We start from the raw sequence: 13964 nt of genomic DNA on the forward strand, positions 1-13964 counted from the left end.
GCAATTAAAGCCGTGCCTCGCATGAAATTCACCCAAATTGCGGGAACACTATGGCAGGCTACAACAACATTCTGGTTGGACTGGACCTTTCTAAAGAATCCGCACAGGTACTGGATCGCGCTGCTCAGATTGCCGCCTGCAGCGGCGCGCAAATGAGCCTTGCGCATATCATCGAACCCCTGACGTTTGCCTATGGCGGCGATATTCCCATGGACCTCTCTGAAGTCCAGGAAGAGCTGCAAAACCAGGCAAAAGAGCAGTTGCGCAGGGCAGCAGCGGCACACCAGATCGCCACCGAGCGCCAGCATGTGGTGCTCGGGCAGCCGGCGACGGAGCTGCATCGGCTGGCGGAAGACACCGGGTGTGATCTGATCGTCATCGGCAGCCACGGCCGCCACGGGCTGGCACTACTGCTCGGCTCTACCGCCAATGGCGTACTGCACGGCGCCAGCTGCGATGTGCTTGCGGTGCGGGTGCACGCTCCCGAAGAGTGAGCAATTGCGTGACACTCTAATCGCCCAAATGAGCGTTTTGGCAGCAACGAAATACAACCTATTAAATCGAACTTAAAAAGGGGCGCTAATGCACCCCTTTTTTTCAACGAAAAACAGCGTGTTGGCCAGGTAGTTTCGACTACATACTGTCCAGCTCTGCCCAGCGCTCAAAGGCGACTTCCAGCGCCTGCTGCAACTCCGCCAGTTGCTGGAGTTTTGCCTGCACCAGGGCGTTTTCCTGCTGATAGAAATCTGGTGCAGCCATCGCTTCCTCCAGGGCCGCAATATCGTTTTCCAGTGTTTCTATCTGCCCCGGCAAGGCGTCCAGCTCCCGCTGCAACTTGTAACTGAGTTTTTTACTTTTGGGGGCTTTTACCGGCTCTGGCGCTGCACTCACGGATTCCTTTGCAGTGTCTTCCGCTTTGTCTTTCTTCCGCGACTTGAGCTGCTCTTCCGCGCTCAGGAAACGTCCACCTTGGCGCACGAAGTCCTGATAGCCACCCACGTACTCACGCACTACACCCTCGCCCTCAAAGGCCAGACAGCTCTCCACGACATTGTCCAGGAAGGCGCGGTCGTGGCTTACCAGCAGTACGGTACCGGGGAAATCGAGCAGCAGCTGCTCCAGCAATTCCAGGGTCTCTACATCCAGGTCATTGGTCGGTTCATCCAGCACCAGAATATTGGCGGGCTGGCTGAACAATTTGGCTAACAGTGCACGGTTGCGCTCGCCACCGCTGAGCGCACCTACTTTGGTTCTGGCCTTGACACCAGTGAAAAGGAAATCGCTCAGATAAGACATCACGTGGCGACTGCTGCCGCCCACGTCGATGTTTTCGCGCCCCTCGGCGATGTTATCAATCACCGTCATTTCGGGGTTCAGCACGTCCCGGCGCTGGTCAAAATAGGCAACTTGCTGCTTGGTGCCGAGTCGAATATCACCGGACTGGGGCTGCAACTCACCCAGCAACAACCGGATCAGGGTACTTTTACCCGCACCATTCGGGCCGATAAGACCGACCTTGTCACCGCGCATCAGCGTGAAATCCAGGTCGCGGACCAGCGGAATCGTCTCACCCTGCTCATTTTCAAAGCCGAAGGTAACACCCGTCATCTCCGCAACCAGCTTACCGGAGCGCTCACCGGAATCCAGTGACATCCGCGCCACGCCCTGGCGCTCCCTGCGCGATTGACGCTCCTTGCGCAGCGCCTGCAAAGCCCTTACCCGACCTTCATTGCGCGTGCGTCTGGCCTTGATGCCCTGGCGGTTCCAGGTCTCTTCCTGTGCCAGTTTTTTATCGAACAGGGCGTCGTTGCGCGCCTCTTCCTCCAGCAACTTTTCCTTTTCGCTCTGGTAGCGGTCAAATCCGCAGTTGAACACCCGCAGTATCCCGCGATCGAGGTCCCACACGGTGTTCGCCAGGCGTTCCGCCAGCGCGCGGTCGTGGCTGACAAACAAAAGTGCCCCGCGATAGCTGCCGAGAAAATTCTCCAGCCATTCCACGGCGGCAATATCCAGGTGGTTGGTGGGCTCGTCGAGAATCAGCAAATCCGGCTCGGTGACCAGGGCGCGAGCCAGGGCGGCGCGGCGCTGCCAGCCACCAGATAAATCGGAGACTCGAGCTTCTTCATCCAGGTCCAGGCGGTCCAGCACGCTGTCAATCTTGGCTAGTAACTCCCAACCGTGGGCGCCTTCAATCTTCGCCTGCAGGTCCGGGTTCTGGTTGTCCCGGTATTCCGCGAGCCAGCCGCCTACGTCACCGAGGCCTTCCGCGACATAGCGGTACACGGTGTCCGTGCAATCCTCGGGCAATGCCTGGTCCAGGGTGGCGAGGACGATCCCGGTCTGGCGTATGATCTCACCCTCATCCGGATCCCCTTTGCCTCCAATCAGGCTCAACAGGCTGGATTTACCCTCCCCGTTCCGGCCCACCAGACAAATACGATCTCCGCGCTCAACTTTGGCGTTGACGTGATCCGCCAGCACCTGAACGCCATAGCGTAAACAAACGCCATCCAACTGAAGCAACATAAATAACAACTACAATGGTTTTGGGTGAAAAAGGACATTTTACGCTTTATTCTCCGCCTCACGAATAAGCGATTTCTCAATCGGGTTTTTTAGTATGTCGATTGGCAGCACAGGACTCGCCGCTCTCCTGTCAGTATGCGCAATAGCCAGCCTCGCGATACCAGGGCTGGCGCTGGCTCAACACACGCCGACGGCCGACGCCGCAGCCCCCCAACTGGCGGTGGCAGACGTTAAAACAGCACCCGCCAGGCAGAAAAAAGAAAGCAAGGATATCAAAGAGGCGGAAGCCGCCGTGGCCCAGCGGGAAAAACTGCAGCAAGCCAGAATGGCCATCGCCCACAATGATCAGCGGCGCCTGAATCAGCTAAAGAATGAGCTGAGCGACTACCCCCTGCTCCCCTACATCGAATACTGGGCGATCAGCAAAAACCTCGCGCGCCTGCCCTACGATGATATTGACCGATTCCTTGAAAAATATGACGGCACCGCCATTGGCGACTGGATGCGCGTGCGGGTACTGCGCGAACTGGGCGGCCGTGAGCGTTTTAGCGCCTACCTGAAGTACTACCGCCCGGAGCAAATCAAGCGCACCCAACTGCGCTGCTACTACGTCGATGCCCTATCCCGACACGGTGACAAGCAGCAAGCCTATGAAATGATTGAAGCGCTGTGGACCGTAGGCGCCTCGCAACCCAAAGAGTGTGACCCGGCTTTTAGCCGCTGGATGAAAGATGGCGGGCTCACCCCGGCACTCGCGTGGAAGCGGCATGCGCTATCAGTGCAAGCCGGCAATCTGGACCTCGTGGGCTACATCGCCCGCAAACTGGACAAAGGCGCAGCAAATCGCGCGGAGTTAATGCGCAATGTGTATCGCAAGCCGGAGCAAATCCTCAATTACGACCGTTTTATCAAAGATGACGCCGAATACCGCGACATCGTCGCCATCGGCCTGAATCGGCTGGCCTCAAGGGAGCCTGACAAAGCCAGCGAGGCCTGGCAACGCTACAGCGCCAGCTACCTGTTTTCCAATGAAGAGCGCGACAAATTCCTGCGGCACCTGGCCCTGCAGTACGCCCGCCAGGACGACCAGACAGGCCTGGAGAAGCTGATCAAGTCCCACCCGAGCTTCTACGATCAACGCACCGCCGAGTGGCTGATCCGGCAGTCTCTGCGGGGAATGGACTGGGCGCAGGTGGAATTCTGGATAGACCAGCTCCCCAAAGACGACCAGAACCTGGACCGCTGGCTTTACTGGAAAGCCCGCGCCATCAATGAACAGAACACCAAGAAAGATCCCCAGCGCCAGGCGCTGGCCGACAAGCTGTACCAAAAAGCGGCGGCGGAGCGCAGTTATTATGGCTTTCTGGCATCGGACACCATTGGCAAGGAGTACAGTTTTGTAGACCGCCCGGCGCCGATTACGCCCGAACTGGTGGATGCCGTTGCCAACCGTGCGGATATGCAGCGGGCCAGAGAGTTACAGGCGATTGGCGAGTTTTACCACGCGCGGCGTGAGTGGGATTACGCCACCGAGAAAATGACCACAGAAGAACTGATGACCGCAGGCAAGATCGCCAGCTCCTGGGGCTGGTATCACAAATCCATTCAGTCCATTCTCGCGGCAGACTACCTCGACGACCTGGAGCTGCGCTTCCCGCTGGCATTTTCGGACATTGTTACCGATGTCGCCAAACGCATGGGTAAGAAAACCGCTCTGGACTCTTATCTCGTGCTGGCGGTGGCCCGCCAGGAAAGCCATTTCAGCCATGATGCCAAATCCCACGCAGGCGCTATGGGTCTGATGCAGTTACTGCCCTCCACCGCCGAAGCAACAGCGCGCAAAGCGGGCGTGCCCTACCGGCGCAGCTGGGACCTACTGAACCCGGATACCAACATCAATCTGGGCGCCTTTTACCTGAACTCGTTACTGAACCGCTTCGACAACAACCGTTTCCTAGCCGCAGCCGCCTACAACGCTGGTCCTACCCGGGTATCCGGCTGGCTCAAGGACACGGACAAAAAGCTGCCGTTTGATGTATGGATTGAAACCATTCCCTACAGCGAAACCCGCAAGTATGTGCAGAACGTATTGTCCTACTCGGTGATTTACGCCTATCGCAGCGGCGACAAATCAACACTACTGCGGAAAAACGAAGCGGAAGCGCGACTCTGAGCCCGGCCCAGCGGCCGGGCAAATATGAAAGGATTGACGGTGGTGAGGTGGAGAAATGCTGAGGAGAAGAAATACAGAGATGAAGAAATGAATAGGGAAGAAAAAAGCTAAGAATCGGCAGCTCAGGGTTTGCTGATCCGGTCCCCGAGCCACTGCTCAAGTTCACTGGCAGTAAACGGCCAACAGAGCACATCCGTTACATCCCCCAGTCCTACCACCGGGATACTCCAGCCGAACAGGCGGGACAATTCCGCATCGTCCGCGATATCCACCGGCACAAGCCGCAACTGGAATGGCTCCAGTAACGGCCAGATTTCCACCTTGGCCTTCTCACACAGACTGCAGCCAAGGGTGGTATAGAGAATCAATGTGCGATCTGTCACAGGGCGAGTTCCACTCAATCAGGGGACCTAGAGCATACCCTGCGCTTGGGCCCAGAAATAGCCGGCCACCGCAGCCCCAGCCACAATCGCGCACACCCAAATCCAGCGGCTCCAGCCGGCAGACTCGGTATAGGCAGGATTCACTACTGCATGCTGGTAACCGTTATTAGTGGAACCCGGTGCGCCGCCTATTGCAGGTGCCTTGTCGCTACCGCGGGCCCGCTGTATCGCCTGTCCAAGCGCCGCGCTCTGCTGCGCCGCATCCGGCAATGACACCGCCTGGCGCACGGTCGTTTTGTCCAGATCGTCGGCCGGGCCCACAACACTGAAGCTGAGGCTGTCAAAGCGCAACTCATCGCCCCGGCGCACTCGGCTCTCGGTGACCCGCTGATTGTTCAGGAAGGTGCCATTGGCCGACCCCAGGTCCACCACAAACAGCAGGCCTTCACGCACTTCAAGACGTGCGTGCCGACGCGACAGGTGGGACATCGAAAAGGTGAGATCGCAATCGTCCGAACGCCCCACAACGCTGGTCTCGCGCACCGGGAAGACCCGACCAACAATCGCCGGATGATTCGCCCGCAGCGCCCAAGACACATTGGACGCGGCACCCGCCGCCTTCATTCGGGTAATTTTGGGGTCAATCACCGCCAGTGTGCGGCCGCCAAGCTGCACCCGGTCATTCCGCTGCAGAGGGCAACTTCCCTCGACCGCCTTGCCGTTTACCGACACCTGCCCCTTGCCCGCAAGGTTGTGCAGTACGAGCTCTTCGCCCTCCACATGGATCTCGGCGTGGACTTTGGCGATCGCGGCGTCAGCCAGCGTCAGGTCGCACTGACTGGCCCGGCCGATTGTGACCTTGGGTGCCACCAGCCACACACTTTGGCTGGCATCTTTCACGTCACAAAGTTTTAGCATTGTCTAGGCTTCCTTGATTGCGCGCGACAGCGTACAATTTTTAACCAAAGGCAGTTTTACGATCCCTGCCGAATCTTTCAGTGAGCCCAATAAGAGCCCGTGGCCCCTTGATATTTGAGGCTCAGGTGTTGGAGAGCGTGCGGAGAAGTTTATCACGGGCATTTTCGTTAGCCTGTGATTCGGTTTGCAGCTTACAATGCCCACAGGCTCTAGTATGTGAAGTGTCGGACGCCGCATGGAATTTCGCGGTCGTGCACTTTCGACAATAATGACAGGTAACAGGTAGTTGCATACCAGTGAGTGAAGCCAACGTACGGGAACGCCCCAGTGGCGTGAGCCAACCCGCCGTCAGCGTAACGAAGCGCAGTGCGGGAGCCACCCATGCCGGATATCGCCGGGATCAGAACGAGGATGCGTTCTGGGGCGACGAGACCCGGGGCGTCTGGGTGGTCGCGGATGGGCTTGGCGGCCATCAGGCCGGTGAAATTGCCAGCCAGACCGTCGTCGAAGAGATACAGCGTTCCTCAGCCACCGACCGCCATTACGAACAGGCGCTCAGACGAGCACACGCCCTGCTCGTTGGTGACGAGAACAGCGCAACCGCCATGGGCACCACCGCGGTGGTGGTCGCCGAAGACGGCAATTACTTCCATATATTCTGGGTGGGTGACAGCCGGGCTTACCTATGGACACCTGCCAGCGCAGATGCGGTAAATAGCCCCCACGATGACCCTCACCACGCCGACCAGCACGGAACACTCAAACAGCTGACGGTGGATCACTCCTATGTCCAGATGCTGGTAGATTCCGGGGCCATCAATCAGCAGGAAGCCGCCAGTCACCCCAACCGCCACGTCATTACCCGTTGCATCGGCGGCTCCACTAACCCGAGCCTCGAAATTGATCGCGCCTCTTTTTCCTGGAACCCCGGGCAAAAGCTGCTGCTGTGCAGCGATGGACTCAGCAACGATGTGACTGCCGCAGAAATTTGCCAGGTACTCGCCACCAACACCGACAACCAGCGCGCCAGCGAACTGCTGATTGCCGCGGCACTAGATGCCGGTGGTCGCGATAACATTACCGTGCAGGTGATCAGCTCCCCAGACAGCGCGAGCGAAGATAAAGATTCCGAAAACCGGAACTCCCGCACACAGCGCCGGCAACCTACGTCCCGGCAATCCAATCCGTTCGCGGGCACACTTGCTGTGAGAATCGCTACACTTGCGATTGTTTTTTCACTCAGTGTTTACGCAGCCTGGCAGCTGCTGAACGGATAGATTAGGGACAAGCTCGAATGGAAGTTGTCAGCAGCGGCGCCGCCTCGCTGGAGATTCCCGGCTACCAGATCCTGAAGAAAATCAATCAGGGCGGCATGTCCACGGTTTACCTGGCAACCCAGCGCAGCATGGGCCGCCAGGTGGCACTCAAAGTCATGTCGCCGGTGCTGAATGCGGATCCGATTTTCAGCGAGCGCTTCCAGCGTGAGGCCAATATTGTTGGCCAGCTTTCCCACCCCAACATCGTTGCCATTCACGATATTGGCCGTTACCGCAGCCTCAATTACATCGCCATGGACTACCTCCCTGGCGGCTCCGTTGCCGATGCGCTGACCAAGGGCGCTATAGAGCCATTAGAAGCACTGCACATTACCCGTCAGATCGCCATGGCGCTGGATCACGCCAGCAACAAGGGTTATGTGCACCGGGATTTAAAACCGGAAAATATTCTGTTTCGTGAAGATGGCTCCGCCGTTCTCACCGACTTCGGCGTAGCCCGCGCGGTGGCGCGCACCACCCGTATGACCAATACCGGTATGGTTGTTGGCACGCCGCACTATATGAGCCCGGAACAGGCTCGCGGCGCCGCCGTGGATGGCCGCGCTGACCTCTACAGCCTGGGGGTGGTGTTCTACGAAATGCTCACCAGTGCAGTGCCCTTCCAAGCCGAGGAAGCGGTCGCCATCGCCATCAAGCACCTGACCGACCCCATTCCCCGCCTGCCCGCCCGCCACTCCCTGTACCAGGGGCTGATCGAGCGATTCCTGGCGAAAGATCCGGAGCACCGGTTTCAGCGCGGCCTCGATGTGGTGGACGCCATCGACCAGCTGCTCGCGGCACTGGATGGAAAAACTCCCACTTCCACCACCAAGCTGAACAATACCTCAGTGCGGGTTTCCAGCCTGTTGCGCGCCCTGCTGATGACCCTTTATGGCACACTCAGTGACCGCCTGAGCGCCGCCTGGGCCCGCTGGCGCCACCAGCCGCTGCATGAACAGAATCCCCGCGCCGAGCAACAGACCATTATGCGCATTCAGCAGGTAATGCAGCAGCAAGTGGCGCCGGTGAAACGCCGGTCCTGGTTATTTGCGGGCATGCTATGCGTTAGCCTGACGCTCGTTTGGGTGCTCTTCAGTTTGTTTAGCCAAAAATTCCAGTGGCAGACCGAGCCCGGCCTGGTCAAGGATGCCGTGGGCATTACCTCGCAAATCCTGTTGCCAGAGCCGGCACCTGCGCCCCAAGAAACTGTCGCGAAAATTCCCGGGCCTGTGGTGCCCGCGCATTCATCCGCTGCAACTGACCGCAGCGATACCCTCGCCAACCAGTTGCGCCCCATCCTCAGAACACAGGATACGGGCCGGGAAGCTGGCCGCGAGGAAAATGGCCGCGCTGCCGCCGCTCAGCCGGCAACGCCCACATCCGTAGACACACCCGCGCAAATCACGGACGCGAATACGCCCGGCGCCGCCACCACAATAGTCCAGGCAGACCCCCGGACGCCGAAGGAAACACCAGAAGAAACGCCACCCAGTTACGCACTGAAGGTTTCCGTGCAGCCCGGCGATGCCCGCATTCGCATCATGAACATAGTGCCGCGCTACTCGCCCGGCATCTCGCTGGAACCCGGGCGCTACGATATCGAGGTGAGCAAACCCGGCTACAGCACCCTGCGGCGCTGGATCGAAATCGACTCGGCCGACGTTAACCTCGCGGTGCAACTGGAACGAAAATACTTCCCCGGCAGAAGCTTTCAGTCCCCGCTGGAGTCCGGTGGCCAGGGACCAGAGATGGTGGTGGTGTCTCCTGGGAGTTTCACCATGGGCAGTAAAGGTCGCCCGTTTACCAGTCCGGAACACAAAATTACGATCAGCCGTCCCTACGCCATCGGCGCCCATGAAATCACCTTCAATGATTACGACCGCTACGCCAAAGCCACGGGGCGCTCGCTGCCCAGCGATGAAAATTGGGGCCGCGGAACCCGACCAGCAGTCAATGTCAGCTGGCAGGACGCACGGCGCTACGCCCAGTGGCTAAGTGAACAGACCGGCCAGAAATACCGGTTGGCCAGTGAAGCAGAATGGGAATTTGCCGCGCGTGCCGGCACCAACACGCCCTTCTGGTGGGGTAGTGGTAGCGCCAAAGGCAAGGCCAATTGTCGCCGCGGCTGCGCCAGTGAATTCAATACGCTGTTTTCCACCGCGAGTGCACCGGTAGGCAACTACAAGGCGAATGATTTTGGGGTATACGATACCGCTGGAAACGTGGCTGAGTGGGTGCAGGATTGCTTCCTCGGCGACTACACCAATCACCGCAACGATGCCCGCCCGGTACAGCTGAAAAACTGTGAACTGCGGGTAGTACGCGGTGGCTCCATGCGCGAGCCGTTGCGCAATATCAGTTCTGATTACCGCACAGGCCTGACTGATCAGGCGAGTTCAAAAGAAGTGGGCTTCCGCCTGGTGATGGATCTGTAAAGATCCTTTCCAGAGGTTCCCAGAGCCTTCCAGATCGCTCCAGAACTCTTCCCAATGGCGCCGCTAGCCGGCGCCACGCCCTCCTACTACTTTGCCGTAATTTCCCACACATTGTGGATCTTGGGGTTGCGCTGAAAATCCTTGTCCAACAGTTTGCTCGAGAGGTTTTCAACCGCAAACTCGGCACTCACCTCAGCATCCATTTTAAAACTGCGCAAATTGTTGGAAAACAGCAGCGTGCCACCGGGTCGCAGCAGTGCCATACACTGTCGGATCAAATCCCCATGATCCCGCTGGATATCCAGCACGCCGCGCATTTTCGCAGAATTGGAAAAGGTCGGCGGGTCGAGGAAAATCACATCGTACTGACCGCGACGGTTTTGCTGCGCCGCCTCCAGCCACTGCAGGCAGTCGGCCTCGATCAGCTGATGGCGGTAGGGATCCAGCCCGTTCTGGCGGAAATTCCGCTGTGCCCAGGCCTGGTAGGTTTTGGACAGATCGACACTGGTGCTTTCGGCACAACCGCCCTTCGCTGCCTGCACCGTTGCGGTGGCGGTGTAGCAGAACAGGTTCAGCAGTTTTTTGCCCTTCGCCAGCTTGCGCAGGTAATTGCGCACCGGGCGGTGATCCAGAAACAGCCCGGTGTCCAGATAATCCCACAGATTGATTTCCAGCTCGGCGCCGTACTCGCTCACCCAGAATGAGGAAGAGCCTTCACCGCGCTTCTGGTACTGACTACCACTCTCCTTGTGACTGTGGCGGCGACGTTCTTTGATGGACACGTTGCGCGCCGGCAAATCCAGTACCGAGCGGCAGGCACGCACCAGATCGGCCAGTCGCCCGCGTGCTTTTTCTTCCGGAATACTCGCCGGTGCGCGGTACTCCTGGATATGCGCGTAGATCTGCCCTTCCAACGAGCGGTACACATCGATGGCCGCAGAGAACTCCGGCAGATCCGCATCGTACAAACGGTAATTTTCTATCCCGTTTTTGCTCGCCCACTTGCCAGTGGTGCGTAGATTTTTTTGTAGCCGATTGGCCACCATCTGCGCTTCTTCAGACAGTTTTGGCCGGGCTTTTTCACCTGCCCCACTCTCCCCTGCACTCGGTTGCTGGTGAATTTCAAACAACAACAGCTGACTGGGAATACTGCCATTAAACAGTTTGTACTGTTTGTGGGAGCGCAAATTGGTGGAGTGGCACAGTTCCGGGTTGCCGGTAAAAATAGCCGCCTTCCAGCCGCCGAATTCCTGCTTCAACTGGCGCCCCAGCTCCGCATAGGTTTCCCGCAGCTCTTCCAGCTCACCCAGGCGCTCACCGTAGGGTGGGTTGGTAATAATCAGTCCGGGATTAACCTGCGTATGGCTGGGTACTTTAAACGCGGCCACCGGACGGCAGCTGACGCGCACATGCTTTTCCAGGCCCGCGCGGGCAATATTGGACTCTGCCGCAAACAGCACTTTGGCATCGGCATCGTATCCGCGGATTTCGGGGAGGGTTTTTGCCAGTCCGGCTACCCGGCGCTGAAGTGCCTCTTCCCGCAGCGGCAGCCAGAGGTCACTTTGATGATTGAGCCAGCGCTCGAAACCGAAGCTCTCACGCATCAGGCCGGGCGCGACATCCGCGGCCATCAGTGCGGCCTCAACCAGAAAGGTCCCGGAGCCGCACATGGGATCCAGCAATGCTCCGCCCTCGGCGGCAATTTTCGGCCAACCGGCACGTATCAGTAGTGCCGCCGCCAGGTTTTCTTTCAATGGCGCAGCGCCAATATGAGTGCGGTAACCGCGGCGGTGCAGGCTGTCGCCGCAGAGATCGACGGCAATCTCGAGGTTGTCCCGGTGCAGCCGCAGCATGACCGACAGATCAGGATCCCGCTTGTCCACATCCGGTCGCGCGCCGGTCGCCTGCCGCAGCCGGTCGACGATTGCGTCTTTGGCTTTCTGGGCGCCAAACTGACTGTTGCGTATCTCACTGTTGGTGCCGGAAAACTGCACCCAGAGTACTCCAGTGGGACTGATGTGCTCCTCCCAGGGGATATCCACTACCGCCCGGTAAAGCCCCTCGGCATCCGCGATACGGGACTGCCCCAGATTCAGCAACACCCGGTTGGCGAGACGACTCCACAGGCATACCCGGTAGGCCAGGGTCAGATCCCCGGTAAATCGCACGGCGGCAGGTTGCTCTCGCTCAACCAATGCCCCCAGGGTGCGCAGCTCGTCGGCGACCAGGTTTTCCAGGCCTTTGGGACAGGTAGCAGTAAATTGGTACTTGGCAGTCAAAAAATAAATCTCTATCAGGGTGAAAACGGCTATTCTGGCAAAACGCTCACGGGCATTCTGGCCATGCCAGCATCAGGTGGCGCAAGCATACCTTAATCCGGGATCGCATTCCCGAACTCTTCCGATTGCGGCAACACTGCTCGACTCGCTATACAAATCCCGCCTTTCTAGACAAATTTCTAGACAAATTTCGCCTATAGCGAGCCTTTTTCAGAAAAATTCGATCGTTCAGGATCTGGCGCGAATCTGATTTACTGAGTCGCAGTTGGTGAGCCTCTCATCAATTCTCGGTGAGTCCCTTCTCCAACGGCGACTTCCACAATAAGCTGGAATTCGCAGAGGGGGAAAATTATTGATCCAATCGCCACATTAGGGGGAGATAGGGATCAACAGTTGATCGCGAGAACATCGCAAACAGATCGAGGTGCCATATCTATGAAACGCCAAAAACGTAATCCCAACGATAGAGCTTTCCACAAAGGTTACGTTGCTGCCACTGAGGGCAGAAATCACGATAGTTGCCCCCATGAAAACGGGGCCTTGCATCAGGAGTGGGTAAACGGCTGGCGCCAAGGGCGACAGGACTACTGGAGCGGATTCGGGCGCGCAGCGCAGGCACAGCGCATCGCCAATATGTAAGCCGCTCGCCGGCAATCAGCCAATAGTTACAAGTAGCCGATAGCTACAAGAAAAAATCCCGGGTATTTCCCGGGATTTTTGTATCAACCAAACTGCGTCACCCGTATCAGGATTACGCCTTGACGACTCGCCCCCGGTGCAATTCAGCGATGGCCGCTGCCGCCTCGTGAATCACCTCGGGTCCGCGATAAATAAATCCAGAGTAAATCTGCACCGCCGTGGCGCCCGCACGGATTTTATCCGCGGCAGATTCGCCATCAAAAATTCCGCCCACGCCGATAATCGGGATTTCCCCTTTTAGCTCGCCGGCCAACTTGCGAATCACTTCGGTGGAGCGCTCGGTCAGCGGGCGACCGCTCAACCCACCCTCTTCCGCGCCGTGTTCCAGGTTCTGCACGGAGGATTTATCGATGGTGGTATTTGTCGCGATGACGCCATCGATATTGTTGTCACGCAGGGTTTTGGCAACATGAGCGATGGCATCGTCATCCATATCCGGAGCGATTTTCACTGCCAGCGGTACATAGCGATCATGGCGCTTGGCCAGTTGTTGCTGCTTCTCTTTTAACGCATCGAGAAGCTGGCTCAGGCTATCGCCGAACTGTAAGTCCCGCAGGCCTTTGGTGTTGGGCGAAGAAACATTGGCGGTGATGTAATCCGCGTGGGCGTACACTTTCTCCATGCACAGGCAGTAATCGTCCGCCGCCTTCTCCACCGGGGTATCGAAGTTCTTGCCCACATTAATGCCCAGCACGCCGGAATAGCGCCGGTGTTTGACCCGCTCCAGCAGGTAGTCCACACCTTCGTTATTGAACCCCATGCGATTGATGATCCCTTCTGCCTCTGGCAGACGGAACAAGCGCGGCAACGGATTGCCGGGCTGCGGACGCGGGGTGACCGTTCCCACTTCGACAAATCCAAAGCCGAGCGCACCAAACCCATTAAACGCCTGCGCGTTCTTGTCGAGACCTGCGGCTAGGCCTACCGGGTTGGGCAGGGTCAGCCCCATCAGCTCAACCGGGTCATCCGGTACTGACTTGCTGAATAGCGACATGAGCCCCAGGCGCTCGGCCGCCCCAATGGCATCAATAGAGAGGTGGTGGGATCGCTCCGGATCCAACGCAAACAGGGCTTTGCGCAAGTGCTGGTACATGGGCTTCCTATTCTTTAACGCATTCGTTACGCATTTCGTGTGTGTCCCGAAAGGACATCGGTACGAATTTGGGCCATACAAAATTGGCGGCCCGCTAAAGCGAGCCGCCATATTGTACGGACTTCCGGACTGAATTTCTCAG

The 13964-nt window shown here is 58.1% G+C and carries 10 protein-coding genes; 5 read left to right on the top strand and 5 right to left on the bottom strand.

All coding sequences use genetic code 11. The features are described 5' to 3' along the window. Positions 1-50: 50 nt before the first annotated feature. The gene (locus M0G74_RS08600; RefSeq protein WP_248216215.1) at positions 51-494 is read left to right on the top strand and encodes a universal stress protein; all 444 of its coding nucleotides are present in this window, start codon (positions 51-53) and stop codon (positions 492-494) included. Positions 495-633: 139 nt separating this feature from the next. On the opposite strand, the gene M0G74_RS08605 is transcribed toward M0G74_RS08600, so the two are convergent. Continuing rightward, entirely contained in the window at positions 634-2526 is a 1893-nt protein-coding gene (locus tag M0G74_RS08605) for an ATP-binding cassette domain-containing protein (RefSeq protein WP_248216216.1), read from the bottom strand. Between the two features lie 94 nt (positions 2527-2620). Here M0G74_RS08605 and M0G74_RS08610 point away from each other — a divergent pair, with 94 nt between their 5' ends. Next, positions 2621-4699: a transglycosylase SLT domain-containing protein gene (locus tag M0G74_RS08610; protein WP_248216217.1), complete on the top strand. Its 2079-nt coding sequence runs from the start codon at positions 2621-2623 to the stop codon at positions 4697-4699. A 122-nt stretch (positions 4700-4821) separates the two neighbouring features. Here the strand turns inward: M0G74_RS08610 and M0G74_RS08615 are convergent, their stop codons facing one another. Both M0G74_RS08615 and M0G74_RS08620 read right to left on the bottom strand, forming a co-directional pair. After that, a complete protein-coding gene (locus M0G74_RS08615) occupies positions 4822-5082 on the bottom strand; it encodes a glutaredoxin family protein (RefSeq protein WP_248216218.1) in 261 nt (86 codons plus the stop codon). 27 nt (positions 5083-5109) lie between these two features. After that, positions 5110-6000, bottom strand: coding sequence for an FHA domain-containing protein (locus tag M0G74_RS08620; RefSeq protein WP_248216219.1), 891 nt, complete (start codon positions 5998-6000; stop codon positions 5110-5112). A 296-nt stretch (positions 6001-6296) separates the two neighbouring features. On the opposite strand from M0G74_RS08620, the gene M0G74_RS08625 reads away from it, so the two are divergent. After that, positions 6297-7277, top strand: a complete 981-nt coding sequence (locus M0G74_RS08625) for a protein phosphatase 2C domain-containing protein (RefSeq protein ID WP_248216220.1) — start codon at positions 6297-6299, stop codon at positions 7275-7277. A 17-nt stretch (positions 7278-7294) separates the two neighbouring features. Continuing rightward, a complete protein-coding gene (locus M0G74_RS08630) occupies positions 7295-9751 on the top strand; it encodes a bifunctional serine/threonine-protein kinase/formylglycine-generating enzyme family protein (RefSeq protein WP_248216221.1) in 2457 nt (818 codons plus the stop codon). An 86-nt stretch (positions 9752-9837) separates the two neighbouring features. Here M0G74_RS08630 and rlmKL read toward each other — a convergent pair whose 3' ends face one another. After that, positions 9838-12030, bottom strand: coding sequence for a bifunctional 23S rRNA (guanine(2069)-N(7))-methyltransferase RlmK/23S rRNA (guanine(2445)-N(2))-methyltransferase RlmL (gene rlmKL, locus M0G74_RS08635; protein ID WP_248216222.1), 2193 nt, complete (start codon positions 12028-12030; stop codon positions 9838-9840). A 435-nt stretch (positions 12031-12465) separates the two neighbouring features. On the opposite strand from rlmKL, the gene M0G74_RS08640 reads away from it, so the two are divergent. Next, on the top strand, positions 12466-12669 hold the full coding sequence (locus M0G74_RS08640) for a ribosome modulation factor (protein WP_160153811.1): 204 nt from the start codon (positions 12466-12468) through the stop codon (positions 12667-12669). A gap of 112 nt (positions 12670-12781) precedes the next feature. On the opposite strand, the gene M0G74_RS08645 is transcribed toward M0G74_RS08640, so the two are convergent. Continuing rightward, positions 12782-13822: a quinone-dependent dihydroorotate dehydrogenase gene (locus tag M0G74_RS08645; RefSeq protein WP_160153812.1), complete on the bottom strand. Its 1041-nt coding sequence runs from the start codon at positions 13820-13822 to the stop codon at positions 12782-12784. Positions 13823-13964: the final 142 nt, after the last annotated feature.

Source organism: Microbulbifer sp. CAU 1566 (genome assembly GCF_023156515.1).
Taxonomy (GTDB): domain Bacteria; phylum Pseudomonadota; class Gammaproteobacteria; order Pseudomonadales; family Cellvibrionaceae; genus Microbulbifer.

Bases quoted from the DNA above. Each gene is read 5' to 3' on its own strand.
- M0G74_RS08600 (WP_248216215.1), top strand. From the start codon at position 51: ATGGCAGGCTACAACAACATTCTGGTTGGACTGGACCTTTCTAAAGAA.
- M0G74_RS08605 (WP_248216216.1), bottom strand. From the start codon at position 2,526: ATGTTGCTTCAGTTGGATGGCGTTTGTTTACGCTATGGCGTTCAGGTG.
- M0G74_RS08610 (WP_248216217.1), top strand. From the start codon at position 2,621: ATGTCGATTGGCAGCACAGGACTCGCCGCTCTCCTGTCAGTATGCGCA.
- M0G74_RS08620 (WP_248216219.1), bottom strand. From the start codon at position 6,000: ATGCTAAAACTTTGTGACGTGAAAGATGCCAGCCAAAGTGTGTGGCTG.
- M0G74_RS08630 (WP_248216221.1), top strand. From the start codon at position 7,295: ATGGAAGTTGTCAGCAGCGGCGCCGCCTCGCTGGAGATTCCCGGCTAC.
- M0G74_RS08640 (WP_160153811.1), top strand. From the start codon at position 12,466: ATGAAACGCCAAAAACGTAATCCCAACGATAGAGCTTTCCACAAAGGT.
- M0G74_RS08645 (WP_160153812.1), bottom strand. From the start codon at position 13,822: ATGTACCAGCACTTGCGCAAAGCCCTGTTTGCGTTGGATCCGGAGCGA.